The sequence below is a fragment of the Ruegeria sp. AE3 genome (assembly GCF_056542225.1).
Genome location: NZ_JBQFZL010000001.1, coordinates 323,569 through 346,156, shown reverse-complemented (window position 1 = coordinate 346,156; position 22,588 = coordinate 323,569). Strand labels below are relative to the sequence as shown.

Below are 22,588 nucleotides of genomic sequence, written 5' to 3'. Positions count from 1 at the left end.
GATCATGTCTGTACTCCAAAATCTGAGAAATCGCGTCAAAGTCTTCAAGAAAGACGAAAGTGGCATTCTGACCGTAGAAGCCCTCATGATTTTTCCACTGATGTTATGGACGATTACGTTCACGTTCACAGCATTCGAGGGGTTTCGTCAAAGCGCGTCCAATCTGAAGGCAGCTTATACAATCAGCGACCTGATTTCGCGTGAAACGCAGGCCGTAACAGATGTGTATATCGACTCGCTGCACGATTTGGCGGGCAAGATGATCAATAACCGGTCAGACGTGAAAATGCGTGTCTCGCTGATCGTTTACGATGAGGACGATAAACGCCACTATGTGCGCTGGTCGACCGTTCGCGGCTTTGACAATGAGTGGGACGACAACAGCATCGATGAAATCGAAGATCGCCTGCCGCCGATGCCCAATCAGGATACGGTCATTCTGGTCGAAACGTCGAATGAGTACATCCCCACGTTTAGACCGGGTTGGGACTTTGCGACAGGTATCACCTTTGAGAACTTCATCTTCACCCGTCCCCGCTTTACTAACGAAGTTGCGTGTAACTTATCCAGGACCCCGTTCGTCTGCACAAATAGCGGATAGAATTTCGGACATGAACTTGGCTTCGGCGGCAGATGTCATGCCGCCCACGCCAACCCGGTGACCCACCCGCCACCACAATCCCGGAGCCCAGCGGTTCGCCGCTTTGTTTCGCGTACGGACCAGAAAGCCGTTTGACGGTTTGAACGCGAATACACCCCGATCCACCGTTTCAATATCGGCCACTTCCGCGATGACCTGACCCGATCCCGTTCGCAACTCGGTCCGGGTCAGTTCGATACAGTCTTCTGTGGCGCGCCATACCCGAAGCGCCAGCCAAAGCGATGCACCGCCAACGACAAACAGAAACACCTGCCAAACCGGTTCGGGCGGCGATGCCAGCGCGACATAGGTAACCAGCATTCCAACCGTTGTCAGCATCCCTACCCCGGTCCATCGTCTGGGGGATGAGGCCTGAATCGTTGCCAACACGTCGTCCTGCATGGATGTCTCCTGTCTGATCCACTTCGATCTAGCCATTTTGCGCCGGAAACAACAGGGGTTTGGCCGCAAAACAATTTCGCACAGGTCCGGTTATTTTGTGCAAATTGACTGCTGTGGCGCAGAGATTACATGCTGCCCGGATGAAACGGAGGCAAACATGTCCCTTAGACCGACGTTGGAAACACGCAAAGCCATCCCCACAATGGAAGGGGCTGGTGTGAAACTTCACCGCGCATTCGGGTTTCAGGACCCGTCCGAACTGGATCCCTTTCTGCTGTTTGATGATTTCAGAAATGAACGCCCGCAGGATTATCAGGCCGGTTTTCCCTGGCACCCGCACCGGGGGATCGAAACGATCACTTACGTCCTGACCGGCACGGTCGAACATTCGGATTCGCTGGGCAACACCGGCACGCTTGGCGCAGGTGATGTGCAATGGATGACCGCCGGATCCGGTATCCTGCATCAGGAAATGCCAAGCGGCAACATCTCAGGCCAGATGCACGGCTTCCAGTTGTGGGGCAACCTGCCTTCGGACCAGAAGATGACCGCCCCGCGCTATCAGGACGTCCAAAGCAAGGATATCCCCGAAATCACCGATGACGATGGCACGACAGTGCGGGTGATCGTAGGTGATTTCTGGGGTAAGACTGGACCCGTAGACGGGATAGCTGCTGACCCGCAATATCTGGATATCTCTGTCCCGGCGGGTGTGAAGAAAACTTTCCGAATCGATACGTATCGCCGTGCTTTCGCCTATGTGTTTCAGGGTCAGGCCGCCTTTGCCGATGCCTCGCAGCCGACAGGTGTGCTGCTGGAAAAGGAAATCGCCGGGCAAGAGGTCAATATCCGCGACATGTCTGGGGATCGCACGCTTGTCCGTTTTGGCACTGGCGATGAAATCACCGTTCAGGCTGGCCCCCAAGGCGTGCGGTTCCTACTGATCTCAGGGGCTCCGATCAATGAACCCGTCGCGTGGCATGGCCCCATCGTGATGAACACGCGGGCCGAACTGGAACAGGCATTTCGCGAGCTGCGCAATGGCACGTTCATTCGCCCCGCGCACTAACAGCGTGACGGTTTGACCCTGTCAGGCCGTCACTGCCTTGTGCACCATGTTCCAATAGATTTCCTCGACCTCGTCCAGTGACAGGCGACCACCCGAACGGTACCAAGTCATCACGCCGTTCAGCATGGCAATCACGGCCAGCGTTGCAATCTTCGTGTCCGAAATTGCGAATTTTCCGGCCTGCTGCCCTGAGTCAAGGATGCTTTCCAGCACGTTTTCGTATTGGCGCCGCAGGTCTTCGATTTCAGCAAAGTTTTCGGGCGAAAGATTGCGCAACTCCATATAGGCGATGAAAACTTCGTCGGGGCGTTGCAAATGGAAGCGGATGTGAAAGCCGATAAACTGGCGCAAGGCGTCTTTTGCATCGTCGCAACGGCCCATTGCATCTAGCGCCTCAAGCAGGTCCTGCATGTGTTCGCGCATCAACCGGTGTAAAAGGCTCTGTTTGTCGGGCGTATAGTTATAAAGCGCGCCTGCCTGGACCCCGACCTCTTTCGCGATCTGCCGCATCGAGACAGCGGCATACCCATAGCGGGCAAACAGGTGCAGCGCGGCCTTGCGGATACGCGGGCCGGTTATGTCGGAATGTGAGCCTTGAGTGCGTGCCATGGGTCTACAGTATATGAACAGATGTTCATATAGAACCCCGCTTGAACGATGTCGTCAAAACGTGCATCACGATAAGGCAACAAAGACCGAAAAGCCTGCGACATGAAACTGCTGCCTGTTTTGCCACTTTTTCTGTTTTGTACCGCCTGTGCGGACATTCCCGAGCTGGAAGGCAGCGAACAGGCTGCGGTCAGATCCGCCGCCTACCCGCGCCTTATTCCGCTGCAGGAAACCTTGGGGCCACCGGTGGATCCGATCCATCAGGCGGCCGCCGTCGAAGACGAACTGACACAACGCAGCAATACCTTGGCTCAAAAGGCGCAGGCGCTACAAAACGCGCAAACCAACTGACGCGCCATAAATCACCCCCACTATCCCCCGGTGACGGATTGCACCCTTGGCCTGAACCCGCTAAGGCAGCGCTGATTGGACAAGCATCCGACACCAAAAATACTCGAGCGGAAAAGGACCACGACATGACACAGGCACTGCGGCTGGGAATTGCGGGCTTGGGAACGGTCGGCGTGGGTGTCGTCAAGATCGTCCGCCGCCATGCAGAGTTGTTGCAGGCCCGTACAGGCCGTTCGATTGAAATCGTGGCTGTTTCCGCGCGCGACCCGAACAAGGACCGTGGCGTGAACCTGTCGGACTATGCCTGGGAAACTGATCCGGTTGCATTGGCAAAACGCGATGACATAGACGTTTACGTCGAATTGATGGGTGGCGAGAATGGTCCAGCCAAAGCCTCGGTCGAAGCAGCATTGGCCAGTGGCAAGGATGTGGTCACGGCCAACAAGGCGTTGCTGGCCATCCACGGGCAGGAACTGGCTGAAAAAGCCGAGGCCGCCGGTCGTGTGATCCGGTTTGAGGCCGCTGTCGCTGGTGGTATCCCGGTTATCAAATCCCTGACCGAAGGTCTGGCGGGTAACGAGATCACCCGCGTGATGGGTGTGATGAACGGGACGTGCAACTACATCCTGACTCGGATGCAGTCGCAGCGTCAGGGCTATAATGCCCTTTTCGATGAATGCGCCGAATTGGGATATCTGGAGGCAGACCCCAATCTGGACGTCGGGGGTATCGACGCTGCGCACAAGCTGGCTCTGCTATCCTCGATTGCGTTTGGGACCAAGCCGAATTTCGACGCGATCGAGATTGAGGGTATCCAGCAGATCAGCCTGGACGACATCGACCAGGCCGAAGACATGGGCTTTCGCATCAAGCTGCTGGGCGTGGCGCAGCGCACCGCGCGCGGGCTGGAGCAACGTATGCAGCCCTGCCTGGTACCCAGTGACTCACCACTGGGCCAGCTGGAAGGCGGCACCAATATGGTCGTGATCGAAGGCGACGCGGTTGAGCAGGTTGTTCTGCGCGGCCCCGGCGCGGGCGAAGGCCCGACAGCCAGCGCTGTGATGGGCGATGTCTGCGATCTGGCGCGCGGATTGCAAATCCCGACCTTTGGCCGCCCGGCCACCACGCTTGAAACCGCAGTTCCCGCCGTCACCGGCCGACCTGCGCCGTATTATCTGCGACTGGGCCTGCTGGATAAACCTGGTGCATTGGCCAAGGTTGCGGCCATTCTGGGCAATGCCGGGGTGTCAATCGACCGGATGCGCCAATATGCACATGCCGAAAGCACAGCGCCTGTACTGATCGTCACCCATAAGACCACCCGAACGGCGCTGGACGTCGCGTTGGAGGGTTTCCGCGAAACCGATGTGGTGGCAGGCGACCCAGTTGCATTGCGGATTGAAGCGGTTTGACCTTGCGGCCTGCATGAAACGCAAGCTATGCCGGAAGACACGGCTATACTGACCAGAGGATACAGAAACATGAGTGCTGCCAAGACCGATTTCAATGACCGCCTGCTGTCTCTGGGGCTGGCGAGGGTAGCGGAACAGGCTGCACTGGCTTCGGCTTCGCTTGTGGGCCGGGGCGATGAGAAGGCCGCGGATCAGGCCGCAGTGAACGCGATGCGGGAACAGCTGAACCTGCTGGATATAGCAGGTGTCGTGGTCATCGGTGAAGGCGAGCGTGACGAGGCACCGATGCTGTATATCGGCGAAGAGGTTGGCACCGGAAATGGCCCCGGCGTGGATATCGCACTGGATCCGCTGGAAGGCACCACGCTGACCGCCAAGGATATGCCGAACGCACTGACCGTCATCGCAATGGGCCCGCGCGGCTCGATGCTGCACGCGCCGGATGTCTATATGGACAAACTGGCGGTTGGCCCGGGTCTGCCGGAAGGCGTTGTCAATCTGGACATGACGCCGCGCGAGCGTGTCGAAGCGCTGGCCAAGGCCAAGGGGTGCAAACCGGCCGACATCACCGTCTGCATTCTGGAACGCCCGCGCCACGAAGCGATGATTGCCGAAGTGCGCGAAACCGGTGCCGCGATCCGTCTGATCACTGATGGTGACGTGGCGGGTGTCATGCACTGCGCCGAAAGCGAAGTGACCGGCATCGACATGTATATGGGCCAGGGCGGCGCGCCCGAAGGTGTGTTGGCCGCCGCTGCGCTGAAATGTATGGGCGGGCAGATTTTTGGCCGCCTGTTGTTCCGGAACGATGACGAACGTAGCCGGGCCGCCAAGGCTGGCATCACCGATCTGGACCGAGTTTATGCACGTGATGAGATGGTGACGGCGGATGTGATCTTTGCCGCCACCGGCGTGACTGGCGGCTCTTTGCTGCCCCGGATCAAGCGCGAGCCCGGCTGGGTGGAAACCACGACGCTGTTGATGCGGTCCAAGACCGGGTCGGTACGCCGCATGTCCTACCGCACGCCGACTTGGCCGCATGACAATTCATAACGGCTTGCGCCGTTGCCTTCGGCCAGAGTATTTCTGAAAAGGTGAAGAGGCCGGGTCCGCAAGGGTCCGGCCTTGGCGCATAAGAGGCGAGCAATGAGTTTTCTTGGAGTCGAGCAATCACTGACGGGACGGCTTTGGGTTGGACCTAGCCCCGAGATTGAGCGGGCGGCCGAGATGATGGCGCAACAAACCGACCTGCCCCGTGCCGTTTGCCAAGTTCTGGCCCGGCGCGGCGTGCCAGTATCGGAGGCGCCCGGCTTTCTTGACCCAAAGCTGAAGGAGTTGCTGCCTGATCCGCGGGCCTTAAAGGATATGGAAGTTGCCGCCACGCGCTTTCTGGAAGCCGTCCGCAATCGTCAGAAAATCGCGGTGTTTGCAGATTACGATGTCGATGGCGGCAGCTCTGCTGCGTTGCTGCTGGTCTGGCTGCGGCAGATGGGCGTGCAGGCGACGCTTTATGTGCCGGACCGGATCGACGAAGGGTATGGCCCCAACGTTCCCGCAATGCAGGAGCTTTCGGCCAGGCATGACCTGATCATCTGCGTTGATTGCGGCACGCTCAGCCATGATCCGATTGCGGCGGCTACGGGTGCGGATGTGATCGTTCTGGACCACCATCTGGGGGGCGAGACGCTGCCCGATTGCGTCGCTGTGGTAAATCCAAACCGACAGGATGAAAGCGGCGATCTTGGTTATCTTTGCGCGGCAGGCGTGGTGTTTCTGATGCTGGTCGAAGCCGGTCGCCAGCTGCGTGACGCAGGCGCAAGGGGACCGGACCTGGTGGCCCTTCTGGATCTGGTGGCCCTGGCGACCGTTGCCGATGTGGCGCCGCTGATAGAAGCTAACCGCGCCCTGGTGCGACAGGGGCTGAAAGTGATGGCACAGCGGCAGCGCCCCGGCCTTGTCGCGCTGTCCGATATCTCGCGCATGGATACAGCACCCAACAGTTATCACCTGGGGTTTCTGCTTGGGCCCCGTGTGAATGCCGGGGGAAGGATCGGTCAGGCCGATCTGGGCGCGCGCTTGCTGAGTACCGATTCTCTGCATGAGGCGCAGGCGTTGTCCGAACGTCTGGATGCATTGAACACTGAGCGCCGCGACATTGAAAACGCGGTGCGTTCCGCCGCGCTGGCGCAGGCCGAGGCGCGTGGCTTGGACGCCCCTTTGGTCTGGGCGGCAGGCGAGGGCTGGCACCCCGGTGTCGTTGGTATCGTGGCCTCTCGGCTGAAGGAGACAACCAATCGACCGGCAATCGTGATCGGTTTTGATGGGGATGAGGGTAAGGGTTCGGGCCGCTCGGTTTCTGGCGTCGATCTTGGGGCTTCGATCCAGCGTCTGGCGGCCGAAGGGTTGCTGGTCAAAGGAGGCGGCCACAAGATGGCCGCAGGTTTGACCGTCATGCGCGATCAGTTGGAACCCGCAATGGAGCGCCTGAGCGAGTTGCTGGCCAGACAGGGGGCCGGCCAGGGCGGTCCTGCGGATTTTAAACTGGATGGCGCGTTGATGCCCGGCGCGGCAACCGTGGATCTGATCGAGCAGATCGAACAGGCCGGACCGTTTGGCGCCGGTGCTCCGGCCCCGCGCTATGCGTTGCCTGACCTGCAGGTTCGCTTTGCCAAACGGGTCGGTGAATCGCATCTGAAACTGTCGCTGACCGATGGAATGGGCGGCGGGCTGGATGCGATTGCCTTTGGTGCTTTTGACGGGCCGATGGGCGAAAAACTGTCAAATCACGGCGGTGCGCGCTTTCATTTTGCGGGTCGGCTAGAGGTCAACACCTGGGGCGGACGCCAATCTGTGCAGCTCAGGCTGGAGGACGCGGCAGAAGCCCGTTAACACGCAGCTTTGGTGCGCTAAAAAACTTTCCAATCCCTGCGTTTTTACGCTTGCGGGGGTCACGGCGAAACCGTAAAAGGCCCTCCACAAGCCAGCGTGGCCCGTTCGTCTATCGGTTAGGACGCCAGGTTTTCAACCTGGAAAGAGGGGTTCGATTCCCCTACGGGCTGCCATTTGCGCTTGTGACCTGATACCAAGTGGCCCGTTCGTCTATCGGTTAGGACGCCAGGTTTTCAACCTGGAAAGAGGGGTTCGATTCCCCTACGGGCTGCCACTCTTCCTTAGATTCTTCCATCCCAATGCAGCAAGACCATCCGGGCTGCGCCTTAAAACAGCAACCTAGATGTCATCAGCGATCTGAATTTCGATGCCCCAACGGTCAAGGAATCTGGCCACCCCACCTTTTGGCACAGCATCCGTGACCAGCGAATGCACCAGCCGAGGATCCGGCCCCACATAAGGTGCCCTTTCACCAAACTTGGAATGCGCTGCAGCCATAACAACCTGGTCCGCACACCTGACCACCACCGATGCAAGATCCGCTTCGGCCGCGCTTTGATACAGAAACCCTTTGCTGTCTGAAATCGCATCCGTGCTCAGGATCACGATGTCAAAGGCATAGCGTTGCAGCTGCTTATGGGTGACGTGACCAAAGGTACCCCTTTCATCGATCTGCAACTCACCCCCCAAAAGGTGCACCCGGTTTCCGTTGACCCCGGCCAAGGTCTGCACGACGCCGATGGAGTTGCTGACAACCGTGAGGTTACTGACCTGGCGCAGTTCTTCGGCGACAAAGGCAGTCGTCGATCCCACATCCAGGAAAACGGTCATCTGATCGCGAACCAGTTTCGCGGTATGCCCGGCGATCAAACGCTTTTCATCCGCGTCTTGCGAAATCCGGTGAAAGAAGTTGGGGGCGCCCTGCACTCCGGCAAGATAGGCACCGCCATGAACGCGCTCGACCGTACCCGCCTTTGACAAGGCTTTGATCGTTCGGCGCACCGTCTCTTCGGAGACGCCGAGCATATTCGCCAAATCTGAATTCCGGGCCGTTCCACCCAAACGTCTTAGGGCATCAAGCAATTCCAGCTCACGATGGGTGTTGAGGGTATTCTTCTTCACGAACCGGCTCCGGAAATTTTCTTTATATGGACACGGAATACCGTGAACGGCAAGGCAGTGCCACATCCGCATTGCCACATCCGGCCTTTTTTCGGACCGGATTGGTGCTATGTGAGCACTGAGTTTTAGCAATAATGATCTGGGAAGCTGGTTTGCCTGACTTCCCACTCAGTGCCGGATCAGTGTCGGTGCCTCACGAAACACGAGTGCAATTCTGCGCGCCAGCCGTCATTGCAAGCCCGCATTGAGTCACGGTGGATTTCCCTATTTACCCCGCTTGAACTCAATAGATTTTCACAAGCAAAATTAGTTGTTTACAATCAATCTCTGCACTGGAAGGACGCTCGAATCACCTGTCTTGTGAATGCCTGAACGTCAATTACTAAAAATTTAGTTTGACACATACGCAAAAAATCGCTGATGCTGTTCTGCATCCGGTTCCCGCCGGAGAACCATAATTTTTGGGAGGAGACAGATGCGGAGACATCTACTTTCCGCAGTGGCGGCGGCTGCCGTCATTGCGGGGCACGGGTCCGCTTGGGCCGACGAAGCCGCAGCACAACGTTGGATCGACGACGAATTCCAGCCATCGACCTTGTCGAAAGACGAACAGATGGCCGAGATGCAATGGTTTATCCAAGCTGCACAGCCCTACGCTGGCATGGAAATCAACGTCCTGTCCGAAGGTATTCCGACGCATTCCTACGAGTCGGAGGTTCTGACCAAGGCTTTTGAAGAAATCACCGGCATCAAGGTCAATCACCAGATCCTTGGCGAAGGCGAAGTGGTCCAGGCTGTTCAGACCCAGATGCAGACAGGTCGGAACCTGTATGACGGCTATGTCAACGACAGTGACCTGATTGGTACCCACTCGCGCCTGCAACTGGCCTATCCGCTGACCGACATGATGGGCGGCGACTGGGCGGCGACAACCTCGCCGACAATCGATCTGGATGACTTCATGGGCATTCAGTTCACCACCGGGCCGGACGGCAAGCTGTATCAGCTTCCCGACCAGCAGTTTGCGAACCTTTACTGGTTCCGCAAGGACTGGTTCGATGACGAGGCCAACAAGGCCGCGTTCAAAGAGAAATACGGCTATGATCTGGGCGTTCCGGTCAACTGGTCGGCCTATGAAGACATCGCCGAGTTCTTCACCAATGACGTGAAAGAAGTCGACGGCGTGGCGATCTACGGCCACATGGATTACGGCAAGCGCGCGCCTGACCTTGGCTGGCGCATGACCGACGCCTGGCTTTCGATGGCCGGTGCCGGTGACAAGGGCGAGCCGAACGGTATTCCGGTTGACGAATGGGGCATCCGCATGGAAGCGGGCACCTGTAACCCGGTCGGCGCCTCGGTGTCGCGCGGTGGTGCTGCAAATGGCCCCGCTGCGGTCTATGCGATCCGCAAATGGGACGAATGGCTGCGGGCCTACGCGCCTCCAGGTGCGGCGTCTTACGACTTCTATCAGTCGCTGCCGGCACTGAGCCAGGGCAACGTGGCCCAGCAGATTTTCTGGTACACCGCCTTTACCGCCGACATGGTGAAGCCGAAGTCCGAAGGCAACAACACCGTGGATGACGAAGGCACGCCGCTGTGGCGGATGGCGCCCAGCCCCCACGGCCCCTACTGGGAAGAAGGCCAGAAGGTTGGCTACCAGGACGTGGGTTCCTGGACGTTCCTGAAATCAACCCCCTCGGATCGTGCGCAGGCAGCCTGGCTTTATGCCCAGTTCGTTACGTCCAAGACTGTTGATGTGAAGAAGTCCCATGTGGGTCTGACCTTCATCCGCGACAGCTCGGTCAACCACGAGTCGTTCACGGAACGTGCATCCAAGCTGGGTGGTCTGGTCGAATTCTATCGCTCGCCTGACCGCGTGGCATGGTCGCCGACCGGCATCAACGTACCGGACTATCCAAAGCTGGCCCAGATCTGGTGGCAGCAGATCGGTGACGTGAACTCGGGCGCCTTCACCCCGCAAGAGGCGATGGACCGTCTGGCCGAAGAGATGGACATCACCATGGCCCGTATGCAGGCCGCGGATGAAAGCGCCGGTGTCTACGGTGGCTGTGGCCCGCGTTTGAATGAACCGCAGGACGACGCATTCTGGCTGGAAAAAGCGGGTTCGCCCAAGGCCAAGCTGGAAAACGAAAAGCCGCAGGGCCAGACCGTCAACTATGACGAACTGGTTAAGCGCTGGCAGTCCCAGTAAAAGCAACATCGTAGGCCGGGCTTAAGCCCGGCCTACCCCTGAATGCCCCGCGAGTTTCCCAGATGATCGAACTTCAAGACGCGACCAAACGGGTCGGCAACGTCATCCATATCAAGCCAACCAACCTGACGCTGCAAACCGGCCATTTCAACGTGCTATTGGGCGCGACAGGTTCCGGAAAAACGTCACTGATCAAGATGATGGCCGGGTTGGACCCGATCGCCTCGGGCAAGGTCCTGATGGACGGGCAGGACGTGACACGGTTGAACACGCAAAAGAGGCAGATCAGCCTGGTGCACCAGTTCTTCGTGAACTACCCGCATATGACCGTATTCGACAATATCGCCTCGCCTCTGCGCGTAGCTGGCATGGCCAAGTCCGAGATCGATGGCCGCGTGGACGAGGCCGCCGATCTGCTGCAACTGCGCCCTATGCTGCACCGCCGCCCGCATGAGCTGTCGGGCGGGCAACAACAGCGAACCGCGCTGGCGCGTGCCATCGCAAAAGAAAGCCGCGCCGTCTTCCTTGATGAGCCGCTGGCGAATCTTGATTATAAACTGCGCGAAGAGTTGCGCGAACAACTGCCCGACCTGTTCGCTGGTCGCGGGGCCGTCGTTGTCTACGCCACCTCGGAGCCTGAAGAGGCATTGCTGCTGGGGGGCTACACCGCGCTGATGGACGACGGCCGCGTGACCCAGTTCGGCCCAACCACCGACATCTACCGTAATCCGGAAAACATTGCCGCGGCGCGTGTATTCTCGGACCCGCCTATCAATGTGGCTCGTATCACCGTTGCCAGCGCCCGGGCGCAATTGGCAGGCAATGTCGGCTGGGCTGTCTCGGACATGGCCGATGGGGAATATATGGTCGCTGTGCGCCCTCATCGCGTGACGCCATTCCGTACGTCTGACGCTGATGTCGAACTGACCGGACGTGTGATCGTGACCGAACTGTCAGGTTCGGATTCCAGCGCGCATTTCCAGCATGGGGATGAAGCCTGGGTTTCACTCGCCGCTGGTGTGCATCCCTATCAGGTCGGCGAAGATCACAGTTTCTACATGAACCCGGCCCATTGCCGGTACTTCAGCCAAGACGGCAATAGGGTGGCCTGACATGGCACAGATCAAGCTTTCAAACCTCCGACACAGCTATTTGCCATCGCCAAAAGGCCCCGAGGACTATGCGCTGAAGGAAATCGACGTCACGTGGCGCGATGGCGGAGCCTATGCACTGTTGGGACCGTCAGGTTGTGGCAAGTCAACGCTGCTGAACATCATATCCGGTCTTCTTACCCCCTCGGAAGGCCGGATATTGTTCGATGATCAGGACGTCACCGCCCTGCCCCCGGACCAACGCAACATCGCGCAGGTTTTCCAATTTCCGGTGATCTACGACACGATGACCGTGGGCGAGAACCTGGCCTTCCCGCTGAAAAACCGGGGGGTTGAGCCTGCGACAATCAAGCGCCGTGTTCTAGAAATCGCCGAGATGCTGGATGTTACGGATATGCTGAACACCCGCGCATCGGGCCTGAGCCCGGACAACAAGCAGAAGATCTCGATGGGTCGCGGCCTTGTTCGCGACGACGTGAATGCGGTGATGTTCGATGAACCGCTGACCGTGATCGACCCGCACCTGAAATGGAAACTGCGGTCTAAGCTGAAAGAGCTGCATCAGCGCGTGCAGGCAACCATGATCTACGTGACGCACGACCAGACCGAGGCGCTGACCTTCGCCGACGAAGTGGTGGTAATGCAAGACGGTGAAGTGGTTCAGATCGGAACACCTGTCGAATTGTTTGAACGGCCGCAGCACACATTTGTCGGCCATTTCATCGGCTCGCCGGGTATGAATGTCCTTCCGTGTGAAGCCAAAGGCGACCGCGCCGTATTTGAAGGGCACGAGGTCATGCTGGAAGGTCCCACACACGGTGACGGCGGCCGCACCGATTTGGGTATCCGCCCGGAATATGTAGGTTTCGGCGACACTGGCATTCCGGCACATGTGACCAAGGTCGCCGATATCGGCCGCCACTATGTGGTCAGCGCCGTGGTCGGCAACACCGCCCTCAAGGTCGTGACCGAACACAGTGTACCGGAACCGGGATCACAGGTCTTTTTGCAATTCAAACCCGAACAATCCCGCGTCTACCGCGACGGCTGGATCGCAACTCAGGAGCGGGTGCAATGAGAACGGAAAACCAAAAGGCGTGGTTCTTTGTCCTGCCCGTACTTGCGCTGGTAGCGTTCAACGCGCTGGTGCCTATGATGACGGTGGTCAACTACTCGGTGCAGGAAACCTTCGGCAACAACCAGTTCTTCTGGGAAGGACTGGGCTGGTTCGAACAGATCCTGCGATCCGACCGGTTTCAGGCAGCACTTGGACGGCAGTTTCTGTTCACCTTCCTGATCCTAATCATCGAGGTACCGCTGGGCATCATCGTCGCCCTGTCGATGCCGCGCAAAGGCTTTTGGGTGCCTGTCTGTCTGGTGCTGATGGCCTTGCCGATGTTGATCCCTTGGAACGTTGTAGGGTCGATGTGGAACATCTTCACCCTGCCCAAGATTGGATTGCTGGGATATTTCCTGAATGACGTGCTAGGCATCAACTATGACATGACGCAACAGCCGCTTTCGGCCTGGATAACCGTCATCGTCATGGATGTGTGGCACTGGACGTCGCTGGTCGTGCTGCTGTGCTATGCGGGCCTCGTATCAATCCCCGACGCCTATTATCAGGCCGCCAAAATCGACGGCGCCAGCCCGTGGTCGGTGTTCCGCTATATCCAGCTGCCAAAGATGAAGACGGTTCTGACCATCGCGGTTCTGCTGCGGTTCATGGACAGCTTCAATATCTATACCGAGCCTTTTGTTCTGACTGGGGGCGGTCCCGGCAACTCGACCACCCTGCTGTCGATTGACCTTGTGAAGATCGCGCTGGGGCAGTTCGACCTTGGCCCGGCGGCAGCGATGAGCCTGATTTATTTCGCCATCACGCTGCTGGTGTCGTGGCTCTTCTACACCCTGATGACAAAGGACGACGCAGAATGAAAAAGCGGTCCATCATCCCGATCCTCTATATAGCGTTCCTGATGCTTCCGATCTATTGGCTGGTGGCGATGTCCTTCAAGACCACGAACGAGATCCTGTCGGGCTTTTCCTTGTTTCCCCAGACTTTTACGCTGGAAAACTATATCACCATCTTCACTGACCCGACGTGGTACTGGGGTTACATCAACTCGATTACCTATGTGACTCTGAACACAGTGCTTTCCGTCTGCGTTGCCCTGCCTGCGGCTTATGCGTTCTCACGCTATCGGTTCCTCGGCGACAAGCAGCTGTTCTTCTGGCTGTTGACCAACCGCATGGCCCCGGCGGCCGTGTTCGCCCTGCCATTCTTCCAGCTCTATTCGTCGATCCACCTTTTCGACACCTATCTGGCCGTGGCTTTGGCCCATACGCTGTTCAACGTGCCGCTGGCGGTGTGGATTCTGGAAGGGTTCATGCGTGGCATCCCAAAGGAGTTGGATGAAACCGCCTATGTGGATGGATATTCGTTCCCGCGCTTCTTCGTGACAATCTTCCTGCCCAACATCAAGGCAGGTGTCGGTGTCGCGGCGTTCTTCTGCTTCATGTTCTCATGGGTTGAAATGCTGCTGGCTAAGACCCTGACAGCGGTTGAAGCCAAACCCATCGCTGCCGTGATGACCCGCACAGCATCCAGTGCCGGGTACGAATTGGGTCTGCTGGCCGCCGCGGGCACCCTGACCATCATCCCCGGTGCCATCGTCATCTGGTTTGTTCGCAACTACATCGCGCGTGGCTTCGCGATGGGACGTGTGTGAGGTTCGACATGCGAAAACTGCTTCTCACCCTCCCCTTCCTGCCCTCAGCAGCCTTTGCCCAGGCCAAGGCCGGATGGGGCAATGTCGGACAGGAGGCCGAAAAAGGGTTCTCGTGGACGGACCCCTTGTGGCCTGATTTCTGGATGGCATGGACACCTGCCACGCTGGCCGTGTTTGTCGGCATCTTCTCGGCCATAGCATGCATTGGCTTGCTGGAAGGCTTCAAATTCCGCGACGGGATTGAACGACGCGGGGTTCTGGGGCTGACAACCACGCTAGGGGATCGCCTGTTCATAACCCTTCTGGGGTCCGCGTACATTTTCCTGGCGTGGCTTGGATTGGTCGGGCAACCGGTCTGGACACCGCTATTCCTGTCGATTGGCTGGGGCGTTTTTGTGTTCTGGAAAGTTTAGACTTTGAGAAATCGCGAAAGGATGCTTGTCTGTCAGGCATAATAACCATGACGACACCGAGACCGATGCGAAAGAAAAAGACGACAAATCTGCTGACCGAGGTCGAACTGGAGTTCATGAACGAGCTCTGGGCCCTCGGGCAAGGCTCGGTGCGTGATGTCCTGGACCGCCTGCCGTCAGAACGCAACCTGGCCTATACATCCGGGGCCACGATCCTGCGCATTCTGGACGAGAAGGGTTTTGTGGAAAGCCAAAAGTCGGGAAAAACCCTGATCTATACGCCGCTTCTGGAAAAGGACAGATATCAGGCCCGTTCGCTGCAAAATCTGTCGCGCACGCTTTTTGACGACACCCCCGCCACACTGGTGGCGCGGCTGGTCGACGACGCGGGGCTGAGCGAAGCCGACCTGGAGGAAATTCGAGCACTGGTAGAGAGGAGACTGCAAAATGACAGCGGTTAGACCGGTTCTCGACGCATTCATCGAACTCAACATCGTGCTGGCCTTTTCGGCGGTCATCTGGCTGATGACCCGCACGGCCCTAAGCCGCACCGCACTGCGCAATGGCTATGTTGTACAGTTGCGGGCCCTCAAGACTCTGTGCATCTGCGTCCTTGCCAGCCCGTTTCTGGCGGTTGGCGTGTCGTCGCTGACGACCTACGCTTGGCCGGGCAGTGCCGTGGCCCTTGGTGATATCGCTGTTGCGGCCTATCTGCGCGGTGACATCGCAATGCCTGCGACGCAGTTTGAAGCACTGCTGAACACTCGCGAAAGGTGGGTAGATCTTGCATTGTCGGGACAGCAACCTGTGATCACCCTCGTTGCCGCCATACTTGCCTGTGTCGCTGCCGTGTACGCCGCGCGTGCCTTGCGGGACGCAATGGCGATCCGTCAGACTGTCAATTCCAGTTTTCTTTGGCGGCGGTCTGCCAAGGTGGATATTCGCCTGTCCGATCGCATCACCGTGCCGTTCGCCGTGCGCGGACTTCGCCGCCGCCACGTCGTTCTGCCTAGCCATTTGCTGGACACCCCGCGCGAGTTGCGTTTTGCGCTCGCTCACGAGTTTCAGCATATCCGTACTGGTGATGTGGAATGGGAACTGGGGTTTGAGTTGCTGCGTCCGCTTTTGTTCTGGAACCCTGCCTACCTGATGCTCAAGTATCAATTCGGCCGGCTGCGCGAGTTGGCCTGTGACCAGTCGGTTGTTGCGCGCAAACGGATTGATGCGCGGGAATACACGGCGTGCCTGCTGGACTATTGCGCCCGGACAATCTCAACCAACAGCCCACGCGTTCTGAATGTTGCTTTTGTGACAGGCGGCAAGGCAAAGCGCGTACTGCGGCAACGTGTAATCGCACTGACCGATGTTCAGCCTTCGGTACCCGCCTTGCCGGCATTGTTCCTCGGCATGACGCTGATCTTTGGCGCCCTTTTGGCTCTGGGGTCGGCCTCAATCCAGCAGACACGGGATTGGAGCCATGACCGCCTGATGCTGTCAACGGTGGTCAACTTGGAACGACTGGAGGCGCGCAATCAGGGGAACTGACCTGATCGCTTACCAGCCGCGACGCCCGAACAGCGAGTGAAGTCGCCCCTGATCGGTAAAAGGCTCGGGCGATTGCACGCGTTCCAGCCGCGCAACAACGCGCGCGACAAGAACCCATCCTATGACAGCAAAGATGACGCCCCCAAAAGCCTGCCCCAACAGAACGCCCGACGCCCCGGCGATTTGTGAGCCAATCGTGGCAAACACCCATGTGCCAATGGTGTGACGACCCCAGTTTATCCACGTGGAATAGACCGGATGGCCTAAATTGTTGAAACTGGCATTTGTCACAAAAATCACACCGTTGAAGAAAGAAGCCAATGCCAGCGGGCCACAGAACAAGTAAATTAGTACGCGCGTTTCCCCCTGGGCTGCGAACAAATTTGCAATTGGGGACCGCAGCAAAAACAAAATAGCCGACATGCAAAGAACATAGATTGCGGTGAACTTGATCCCGGCCAGAAACGCAGTGCGCACGCGATCAAATTTTTCTGCCCCGAAATTCTGCCCGATGATTGGCCCTATCGCGCCGGACAGCGCAAAGATGACCGAAAACGCCACCGGCAACAGCCTCCCGATCACCGCCATGCCCGCAACTGCATCCGTTCCGAACTGCGCGATTTCCCGAACAACGATGGCATTCCCGATCGGCGTGGCGACGTTCGTCAGAACAGCAGGGATTGCGATGGCCCGCACGGGCCGAAAATCCTGTGCCACCTGTTTCATCGATGGGCGTGCAAACCCCTGATGCACCCGCAGCGCGGGCCATAAGGCTGCGCCCAACATACATAGCCGCGCCAGAACTGAGGCTATCGCGGCCCCATCCAACCCCAGTCCAACGGCAAATATCAAAATCGGGTCAAGAACTGCATTCACAACGCCGCCGTAAATCGTTGCCATCATTGATCGGCGCGCATCGCCGTGGGCGCGCAGCACAGCCATCGCCGCCATCGCAATCGACATCACCCACATGGTCGGCAGAATGATAGAGACATAGCGCGTCGCCAGCCGCAAAACCTCGCCCTTTGCGCCAAGCAGCGACAGCAGAAAGCTGACGTTCAGCAGCACCAAAACTGAGGTTACCAACCCGACGATCAGCCCCAGCACGGCGACACTGGACGCGTATTGCCTTGCCTGTTCGACCCGCCCGCCGCCCAACTCACGCGCGACCAGCGCCCCGGCAGAAATCGACAGACCGATATTGATGGCGTTCGTAAAAAACAGCAGCGTCCCGGCATAACCTACCGCTGCGGCCAGCGCGTCGTTGCCCAGCATCGAGATAAAGACCATATCGACAAAATCGACAGCAAAGATCGCCATCAATCCGATGCTCGTGGTCAGCGACATGCGCGTCACATGTAGCATCAGGTTGCCGCTTAGAAAGATTGCCTTACCTGATGATTTTTCCACCAATACTCTGGTCGTCCCACCTGCGCGACCCAGACGGGCCCATGATGCCACTGCGTTCGACAAGGGAAAGCCCCGGGCAACGCCTAAGTAAACTCACGCGTTTCCGGGGCTTTGTACACCGATTATTTTGAGTTCTGGCTGAGCCGGCCGGAATTACACAAAGCGGTTCACGTAATTCTCAAGCACTTCCTGACGCCCCGAGCGCGGCTGAGGATTGAGGTCTTCGGCAAGCACCCGTGCCGCAATCTCGTCGAGGTCGGAATTCAGCATCGCCTGAGCCTTGGGCGTTTTCCAGCCTGCATACCGGTCGGCCAGTGCCTGTTCCAGCCCACCATCTTCAAGCATAGCGGCTGCTGCTTTCAGGCCCCGGGCACAGATATCCATCCCGCCCACATGGGCAGCGATCAGGTCTTCGGCGTCGATGGATTGCCTGCGAAGTTTAGCGTCGAAGTTGGTGCCACCCGTGGTAAACCCGCCCGCTTTCAGGATGTGGTAATAAGCCAGCGCGACTTCGGGCGTGTTGTTGGGGAACTGATCCGTATCCCACCCGGACTGGTAATCGTTCCGGTTCATGTCGATGGACCCAAGCATACCCTCAGCCGCAGCAACAGCGATCTCATGTTCGAAACTGTGTCCTGCCAGGATTGCGTGCCCTTGTTCCAGGTTCAGCTTGACCTCATCCTCGAGACCGTACTTGCGCAGGAAACCGATACAGGTTGCCGCATCGAAATCATATTGATGCTTGGACGGCTCCTGCGGTTTGGGTTCGACGAGGATCGTGCCTTTGAAGCCGATCTTGTGCTTGTACTCGACCACCATGTTCAGGAACCGGCCCATATGATCCAGTTCGGCCTTCATGTCGGTATTGAGCAGCGTCTCGTAGCCCTCGCGTCCACCCCAAAGCACATAGTTCTCGCCGCCCAGTTTGTGGGTCGCGTCCAAACAGGATTTCACCGTGGCGGCAGCGAAAGCAAAGACGTCGGGGTCGGGGTTGGTGCTGGCACCCCCCATCCAGCGACGGTGGCTGAACATGTTGGCCGTTCCCCACAACAGCTTGGTGCCGGATGCCTGCATCTTTTCACCGATATAATCGGTGATCTCATTCAGCGTGCGCAGATTGTCGGCGAAGTTCCCATGCTCAGGGCGGATATCCGCGTCATGCCAGCAGAAATAGGGCTGTCCCAGGATCTGAAACATCTCAAAGGCGATATCGGCCTTCATCTTCGCGCGGCCCATGTCGTCTTGCGGATGCCATGGGCGTTCAAAAGTCGAGCCACCAAACGGATCCCCGCCTTCCCAGGCAAACGAGTGCCACCACGCCACGGCAAAACGCAGGTGATCCTCCATGCGCTTACCCATGACGATCTCGTCCGGGTTGTAGTGACGGAATGCGAGCGGGTTCTTACTGTTTTCGCCCTCGAATTGGACCTGCTCGATCCCCTGAAAGAAACCGCTCGTCATCTCTTTTACCTCATTCCGTCTTTTCACCAGGTTTCTTGCCCAGAATGATCATCGACAGCAAATCGTCATCCGTGACATCGGCGATGTCGACTGTGCCAACCAGTTGCCCGTTTTTCATGACCGAAGCCCGGTCGCACAACTCCATTACTGCATGCACATCGTGGTCGATCAGGAAAATTCCGATCCCTTGCGCCTTGAGCTGCTGGATCAGGTCCGCCACCATCTGTGTTTCGTGCGGGCCAAGCGCGGCTGTGGGCTCGTCCATGATCAGGATGCGCGCATTGAAATATACCGCACGCGCGATGGCCACCGACTGCCGCTGACCACCGGATAGCGCCGAGACCGGGTCGTTGAACTTCTGAAAGTTCGGGTTCAACTGTGCCATGATCTTGCGGCATTCGGCCTCCATCGCAGCATCGTTGACCAGCCCGAAAGGCGTTACCATTTCCCGCCCCAGGAAAAGGTTCGAACTTGCATCCAGATTGTCCGCCAAGGCCAGCGTCTGATAGATCGTCTCGATATTGTTGGCACGCGCATCGCGGGGGTTGTTGATCTCAACCTTCTTGCCGTCGATCAGGATCTCTCCGTGGTCCTTCTGATAGGCACCCGAAAGCACCTTGATCAGCGTAGATTTACCGGCCCCGTTGTGGCCCAGAAGGCCAACAACCTCGCCCGGGTACAAGTCGACCGAGACACGGTCCACCGCCTTGATGCCGCCGAACGAAATCGAGATATCGCGCATTTCGACAAGCGGAGGCTGGCCGGACCCTCGGCCCGAAGTTTGGTTCTGTGTTTCTTGTGCTTGCATCATTTCGCTCCCAGACGTTTGCGATAGACGATGTCGATATAGACGGCCAAAACCAGAACGGTGCCCACGACGATGTTCTGAAACGGTGCGTCCACGCCAACCATAGCCATGCCCGATTGAAGCGCCTGCATGATCAGCGCGCCAAGGATCGCGCCGTAGATCGTACCGATACCACCGGACAGCGCCGTGCCGCCGATTACGGCCGCAGCAATCACGCGCAGCTCATCCAATGTGCCGATATCGTTCGAGTGGTTGGCCAGGCGGGCCGAAGCCACGACCGCCGACAGCGCACACAGGAACCCCATCAGGGCAAAGATCTTGACGGTCATCATGCGAGTGTTGATGCCCGACAGTTCCGCCGCATCCGGGTTGCCCCCCGTGGCAAAGATATAGCGGCCAAAGCGGGTTTTGCGGGCCACAACAGTCAAGGTTACCGCAACAAGGATCAGGATCAGAACCGAGATCGGGATACCATAACCCACAACAAGCCCCTCAGGCAGGGCCTCGCCGCGCGCTTCGAACATACGTTCCAGCCTGCGGGTGGGAATCGAGTAGCTGTTGACGATCAAGACATAGCCCATAATGGCGATGCCAATGATCCCCGCCAATGTAGTTTCAGCCCAAACCGGTTTCACAGGAAACCCATGGGCAGCCTTGGAGCGTCGACCGCTCCACAACGCCCAAACCGCAATAGCGGTGGCGGCAAGGCCGAACAGAAGGCTGACCGTTGTTCCCAATGTCCCGTTGGTTCCGCCAAATATCAGGAAGGTGCTGTCCAGCGGGCCGATAGTCTGGCCATCGGTCATGTACCAGGCGACGTTGCGCCAGACCAGAAAACCGCCAAGCGTCACGATAAAGGCCGGTATGGTCAGATAGCCGACCATCCAACCGTGGAATGCGCCGATCAAGGTTCCAACTGCAAGGCCGACAACAAGGGTGATTGCCCAGGTGGCCGGGTGATTCAAACCTAGCCCCAGCACGTTCGGCAGAAGCTCGGTCTGGGTCATCGCCATGACGGCGGATGTGGTCGCCAGCAGCGCGCCGACCGAAAGATCAATGTGGCGCATCACGATAATGAACACCATGCCACAGGCCATGATCGCGACCGAGACCGTCTGAATCGACAGGTTGAACAGGTTTCTGGGCGTCAGAAAACGGCCATCCGTTACGATGTTGAAGCCGATGCACAGGATGATGAAGGCGCCGATCATGCCCAATAGCCGCATGTCCAGTTCCAGTTGCTGGAACAGGCTGGCCTTTGCTTTTTGGGGTACCGGCTGAGACGAAGTTTCGGTCATATCCGATCTTTCATGTTCAGCTATGGTCTCTGGCCCGACCTTGCGGGCCAGAGACGTTATGGTTTGGAGACTTGACTTAGTTACAGGGTGCAGGACCGTTTTCGACGCCCTGGCACAGGTGTTCCAGCGGAATCCAGCCAGCATCGACCACAACGGACAGGTTGTCTTTTGTGATCGGCACAGGTGCCAGGAAGACTGACGTCATCTCGGTTCCACCTGGCGAAGTCCAGCTGACCGCGCCTTCAACGTCTGCCGCAGCCGTTCCACCGCTCAGCGCGACCGCAATTTCACCTGCGGCTCTGCCCAGCTCACGTGCGTCTTTCCAGACCGAAACGGTTTGCGTGCCTTTGGCCACCCGGTTCAGCGCCGCATGGTCGCCATCCTGACCCGACACCGGAATGCCGTCCATACCTTGTGCGGTCAGTGCAGCAACAACACCGCCTGCAGTTCCGTCATTTGACGCGACCACAGCATCGACTTTGTTTTCGTTGGCCGTCAGGATCTGTTCCATGTTGCGCTGCGCGTTCGCAGGCAGCCAGCCATCGGTATAGGCTTCGCCGACGATCACAATGTCACCACTGTCAACAGCGCCCTGGATGATCTCCTGTTGGCCACCGCGCAGGAAATCCGCGTTCGGGTCGGTTGGCGAGCCCTTGATCATCACATAGTTGCCCTTGGGCATCGCGTCGAACACCGCGCGCGCCTGCATACGACCGACTTCGACATTGTCAAAGGTCAGGTAGAAGGCCCGATCATCTTCGATCAAACGGTCATAAGCGATGACTGGGATACCTTCGTCGGCTGCTGCCTGAACAGCTGGACCGATGGCCTGGGAATCCTGCGCCAGAATGATCAGCGCATCAACACCCTGGGCGATCAGGCTTTCAATATCCGACAATTGCTTGGCCGACGACGATTGCGCATCTGCCGAAATATACTCGGCACCGCCTGCCTCAAGCGCGGCTTTGATCGCCGCTTCGTCGGTTTTCCAGCGCTCTTCCTGGAAGTTCGACCAGCTGACACCGACCGTGGTTTCTGCAAACGCAACCGTTCCCATCAGGACGGCCACAGCAGAAGCGCTGAGAATTCGTTTCATGATT

22 protein-coding genes and 2 tRNA genes are annotated in these 22,588 nt (G+C 58.1%); 16 read left to right on the top strand and 8 right to left on the bottom strand.

What is annotated here, in order from left to right:
* Window positions 1-4 precede the first annotated feature (4 nt).
* Window positions 5-601, top strand: coding sequence for a TadE/TadG family type IV pilus assembly protein (locus tag ACR0NZ_RS01705; RefSeq protein ID WP_480516528.1), 597 nt, complete (start codon window positions 5-7; stop codon window positions 599-601).
* Here ACR0NZ_RS01705 and ACR0NZ_RS01700 read toward each other — a convergent pair.
* The gene (locus tag ACR0NZ_RS01700) at window positions 563-1,042 is read right to left on the bottom strand and encodes a hypothetical protein (protein WP_480476394.1); all 480 of its coding nucleotides are present in this window, start codon (window positions 1,040-1,042) and stop codon (window positions 563-565) included. The genes ACR0NZ_RS01705 and ACR0NZ_RS01700 overlap by 39 nt on opposite strands.
* A 157-nt stretch (window positions 1,043-1,199) precedes the next feature.
* On the opposite strand from ACR0NZ_RS01700, the gene ACR0NZ_RS01695 reads away from it, so the two are divergent.
* Window positions 1,200-2,111, top strand: coding sequence for a pirin family protein (locus tag ACR0NZ_RS01695; RefSeq protein ID WP_480516526.1), 912 nt, complete (start codon window positions 1,200-1,202; stop codon window positions 2,109-2,111).
* A gap of 21 nt (window positions 2,112-2,132) precedes the next feature.
* Here the strand turns inward: ACR0NZ_RS01695 and ACR0NZ_RS01690 are convergent, their stop codons facing one another.
* Entirely contained in the window at window positions 2,133-2,720 is a 588-nt protein-coding gene (locus ACR0NZ_RS01690; RefSeq protein WP_480516524.1) for a TetR/AcrR family transcriptional regulator, read from the bottom strand.
* Window positions 2,721-2,822: 102 nt separating this feature from the next.
* Here ACR0NZ_RS01690 and ACR0NZ_RS01685 point away from each other — a divergent pair, with 102 nt between their 5' ends.
* The 6 genes from ACR0NZ_RS01685 (at window position 2,823) to ACR0NZ_RS01660 (ending at window position 7,646) form a co-directional block, all read left to right on the top strand.
* Entirely contained in the window at window positions 2,823-3,071 is a 249-nt protein-coding gene (locus ACR0NZ_RS01685) for a hypothetical protein (RefSeq protein ID WP_480516522.1), read from the top strand.
* Between the two features lie 125 nt (window positions 3,072-3,196).
* Complete coding sequence (locus ACR0NZ_RS01680; RefSeq protein WP_480516520.1) at window positions 3,197-4,483, top strand: homoserine dehydrogenase; 1,287 nt, start codon at window positions 3,197-3,199, stop codon at window positions 4,481-4,483.
* Window positions 4,484-4,552: 69 nt separating this feature from the next.
* Window positions 4,553-5,536: a class II fructose-bisphosphatase gene (gene glpX, locus ACR0NZ_RS01675; protein ID WP_480516517.1), complete on the top strand. Its 984-nt coding sequence runs from the start codon at window positions 4,553-4,555 to the stop codon at window positions 5,534-5,536.
* A gap of 93 nt (window positions 5,537-5,629) precedes the next feature.
* On the top strand, window positions 5,630-7,372 hold the full coding sequence (gene recJ, locus ACR0NZ_RS01670; RefSeq protein ID WP_480516515.1) for a single-stranded-DNA-specific exonuclease RecJ: 1,743 nt from the start codon (window positions 5,630-5,632) through the stop codon (window positions 7,370-7,372).
* 98 nt (window positions 7,373-7,470) lie between these two features.
* Window positions 7,471-7,545, top strand: a tRNA-Glu gene (locus ACR0NZ_RS01665).
* A 26-nt stretch (window positions 7,546-7,571) separates the two neighbouring features.
* Window positions 7,572-7,646: transfer RNA gene (locus tag ACR0NZ_RS01660), tRNA-Glu, on the top strand.
* 65 nt (window positions 7,647-7,711) lie between these two features.
* Here the strand turns inward: ACR0NZ_RS01660 and ACR0NZ_RS01655 are convergent.
* Window positions 7,712-8,494, bottom strand: a complete 783-nt coding sequence (locus ACR0NZ_RS01655) for a DeoR/GlpR family DNA-binding transcription regulator (protein WP_480516513.1) — start codon at window positions 8,492-8,494, stop codon at window positions 7,712-7,714.
* A 475-nt stretch (window positions 8,495-8,969) separates the two neighbouring features.
* Here ACR0NZ_RS01655 and ACR0NZ_RS01650 point away from each other — a divergent pair, with 475 nt between their 5' ends.
* The 8 genes from ACR0NZ_RS01650 to ACR0NZ_RS01615 all read left to right on the top strand — a co-directional run bounded on the left by ACR0NZ_RS01650 (window position 8,970) and on the right by ACR0NZ_RS01615 (window position 16,511).
* Window positions 8,970-10,709, top strand: coding sequence for an ABC transporter substrate-binding protein (locus tag ACR0NZ_RS01650; protein WP_480476378.1), 1,740 nt, complete (start codon window positions 8,970-8,972; stop codon window positions 10,707-10,709).
* 62 nt (window positions 10,710-10,771) lie between these two features.
* Window positions 10,772-11,821 (top strand): ABC transporter ATP-binding protein, encoded by a 1,050-nt coding sequence (locus ACR0NZ_RS01645; RefSeq protein ID WP_480516511.1) that lies wholly within the window; start codon window positions 10,772-10,774, stop codon window positions 11,819-11,821.
* 1 nt (window position 11,822) lies between these two features.
* Window positions 11,823-12,899, top strand: coding sequence for an ABC transporter ATP-binding protein (locus ACR0NZ_RS01640; protein WP_480516509.1), 1,077 nt, complete (start codon window positions 11,823-11,825; stop codon window positions 12,897-12,899).
* Window positions 12,896-13,759, top strand: a complete 864-nt coding sequence (locus ACR0NZ_RS01635) for a carbohydrate ABC transporter permease (protein ID WP_480493503.1) — start codon at window positions 12,896-12,898, stop codon at window positions 13,757-13,759. Before ACR0NZ_RS01640 ends, ACR0NZ_RS01635 begins: the two co-directional genes overlap by 4 nt.
* A complete protein-coding gene (locus ACR0NZ_RS01630; protein WP_155139158.1) occupies window positions 13,756-14,553 on the top strand; it encodes a carbohydrate ABC transporter permease in 798 nt (265 codons plus the stop codon). The genes ACR0NZ_RS01635 and ACR0NZ_RS01630 overlap by 4 nt, the downstream gene beginning before the upstream one ends.
* Window positions 14,554-14,561: 8 nt before the next feature.
* Window positions 14,562-14,966: a DUF2160 domain-containing protein gene (locus tag ACR0NZ_RS01625; RefSeq protein WP_480486089.1), complete on the top strand. Its 405-nt coding sequence runs from the start codon at window positions 14,562-14,564 to the stop codon at window positions 14,964-14,966.
* A 65-nt stretch (window positions 14,967-15,031) separates the two neighbouring features.
* Complete coding sequence (locus tag ACR0NZ_RS01620; RefSeq protein ID WP_480476368.1) at window positions 15,032-15,427, top strand: BlaI/MecI/CopY family transcriptional regulator; 396 nt, start codon at window positions 15,032-15,034, stop codon at window positions 15,425-15,427.
* The gene (locus ACR0NZ_RS01615) at window positions 15,414-16,511 is read left to right on the top strand and encodes a M56 family metallopeptidase (RefSeq protein ID WP_480516507.1); all 1,098 of its coding nucleotides are present in this window, start codon (window positions 15,414-15,416) and stop codon (window positions 16,509-16,511) included. The genes ACR0NZ_RS01620 and ACR0NZ_RS01615 overlap by 14 nt, the downstream gene beginning before the upstream one ends.
* 9 nt (window positions 16,512-16,520) lie before the next feature.
* Here the strand turns inward: ACR0NZ_RS01615 and ACR0NZ_RS01610 are convergent, their stop codons facing one another.
* The 5 genes from ACR0NZ_RS01610 to xylF all read right to left on the bottom strand — a co-directional run bounded on the left by ACR0NZ_RS01610 (window position 16,521) and on the right by xylF (window position 22,584).
* Window positions 16,521-17,858: an MATE family efflux transporter gene (locus ACR0NZ_RS01610; protein WP_480516505.1), complete on the bottom strand. Its 1,338-nt coding sequence runs from the start codon at window positions 17,856-17,858 to the stop codon at window positions 16,521-16,523.
* Between the two features lie 216 nt (window positions 17,859-18,074).
* Complete coding sequence (gene xylA, locus ACR0NZ_RS01605) at window positions 18,075-19,382, bottom strand: xylose isomerase (RefSeq protein WP_480516503.1); 1,308 nt, start codon at window positions 19,380-19,382, stop codon at window positions 18,075-18,077.
* 10 nt (window positions 19,383-19,392) lie between these two features.
* On the bottom strand, window positions 19,393-20,190 hold the full coding sequence (locus ACR0NZ_RS01600; RefSeq protein WP_209504341.1) for an ATP-binding cassette domain-containing protein: 798 nt from the start codon (window positions 20,188-20,190) through the stop codon (window positions 19,393-19,395).
* Window positions 20,190-21,488, bottom strand: a complete 1,299-nt coding sequence (locus ACR0NZ_RS01595; RefSeq protein ID WP_480476360.1) for a sugar ABC transporter permease — start codon at window positions 21,486-21,488, stop codon at window positions 20,190-20,192. The genes ACR0NZ_RS01600 and ACR0NZ_RS01595 overlap by 1 nt, the downstream gene beginning before the upstream one ends.
* A 76-nt stretch (window positions 21,489-21,564) precedes the next feature.
* Window positions 21,565-22,584: a D-xylose ABC transporter substrate-binding protein gene (xylF, locus tag ACR0NZ_RS01590; RefSeq protein ID WP_480516501.1), complete on the bottom strand. Its 1,020-nt coding sequence runs from the start codon at window positions 22,582-22,584 to the stop codon at window positions 21,565-21,567.
* Window positions 22,585-22,588 lie beyond the last annotated feature (4 nt).

Excerpts from the sequence above, each read along its gene's own strand:
- ACR0NZ_RS01705 (WP_480516528.1), top strand. The coding sequence starts at position 5 with ATGTCTGTACTCCAAAATCTGAGAAATCGCGTCAAAGTCTTCAAGAAA.
- ACR0NZ_RS01700 (WP_480476394.1), bottom strand. The coding sequence starts at position 1,042 with ATGCAGGACGACGTGTTGGCAACGATTCAGGCCTCATCCCCCAGACGA.
- ACR0NZ_RS01695 (WP_480516526.1), top strand. The coding sequence starts at position 1,200 with ATGTCCCTTAGACCGACGTTGGAAACACGCAAAGCCATCCCCACAATG.
- ACR0NZ_RS01690 (WP_480516524.1), bottom strand. The coding sequence starts at position 2,720 with ATGGCACGCACTCAAGGCTCACATTCCGACATAACCGGCCCGCGTATC.
- ACR0NZ_RS01685 (WP_480516522.1), top strand. The coding sequence starts at position 2,823 with ATGAAACTGCTGCCTGTTTTGCCACTTTTTCTGTTTTGTACCGCCTGT.
- ACR0NZ_RS01680 (WP_480516520.1), top strand. The coding sequence starts at position 3,197 with ATGACACAGGCACTGCGGCTGGGAATTGCGGGCTTGGGAACGGTCGGC.
- glpX (WP_480516517.1), top strand. The coding sequence starts at position 4,553 with ATGAGTGCTGCCAAGACCGATTTCAATGACCGCCTGCTGTCTCTGGGG.
- recJ (WP_480516515.1), top strand. The coding sequence starts at position 5,630 with ATGAGTTTTCTTGGAGTCGAGCAATCACTGACGGGACGGCTTTGGGTT.
- ACR0NZ_RS01650 (WP_480476378.1), top strand. The coding sequence starts at position 8,970 with ATGCGGAGACATCTACTTTCCGCAGTGGCGGCGGCTGCCGTCATTGCG.
- ACR0NZ_RS01645 (WP_480516511.1), top strand. The coding sequence starts at position 10,772 with ATGATCGAACTTCAAGACGCGACCAAACGGGTCGGCAACGTCATCCAT.
- ACR0NZ_RS01640 (WP_480516509.1), top strand. The coding sequence starts at position 11,823 with ATGGCACAGATCAAGCTTTCAAACCTCCGACACAGCTATTTGCCATCG.
- ACR0NZ_RS01635 (WP_480493503.1), top strand. The coding sequence starts at position 12,896 with ATGAGAACGGAAAACCAAAAGGCGTGGTTCTTTGTCCTGCCCGTACTT.
- ACR0NZ_RS01630 (WP_155139158.1), top strand. The coding sequence starts at position 13,756 with ATGAAAAAGCGGTCCATCATCCCGATCCTCTATATAGCGTTCCTGATG.
- ACR0NZ_RS01625 (WP_480486089.1), top strand. The coding sequence starts at position 14,562 with ATGCGAAAACTGCTTCTCACCCTCCCCTTCCTGCCCTCAGCAGCCTTT.
- ACR0NZ_RS01620 (WP_480476368.1), top strand. The coding sequence starts at position 15,032 with ATGCGAAAGAAAAAGACGACAAATCTGCTGACCGAGGTCGAACTGGAG.
- ACR0NZ_RS01615 (WP_480516507.1), top strand. The coding sequence starts at position 15,414 with ATGACAGCGGTTAGACCGGTTCTCGACGCATTCATCGAACTCAACATC.
- ACR0NZ_RS01610 (WP_480516505.1), bottom strand. The coding sequence starts at position 17,858 with ATGTCGCTGACCACGAGCATCGGATTGATGGCGATCTTTGCTGTCGAT.
- xylA (WP_480516503.1), bottom strand. The coding sequence starts at position 19,382 with ATGACGAGCGGTTTCTTTCAGGGGATCGAGCAGGTCCAATTCGAGGGC.
- ACR0NZ_RS01600 (WP_209504341.1), bottom strand. The coding sequence starts at position 20,190 with ATGCAAGCACAAGAAACACAGAACCAAACTTCGGGCCGAGGGTCCGGC.
- ACR0NZ_RS01595 (WP_480476360.1), bottom strand. The coding sequence starts at position 21,488 with ATGACCGAAACTTCGTCTCAGCCGGTACCCCAAAAAGCAAAGGCCAGC.
- xylF (WP_480516501.1), bottom strand. The coding sequence starts at position 22,584 with ATGAAACGAATTCTCAGCGCTTCTGCTGTGGCCGTCCTGATGGGAACG.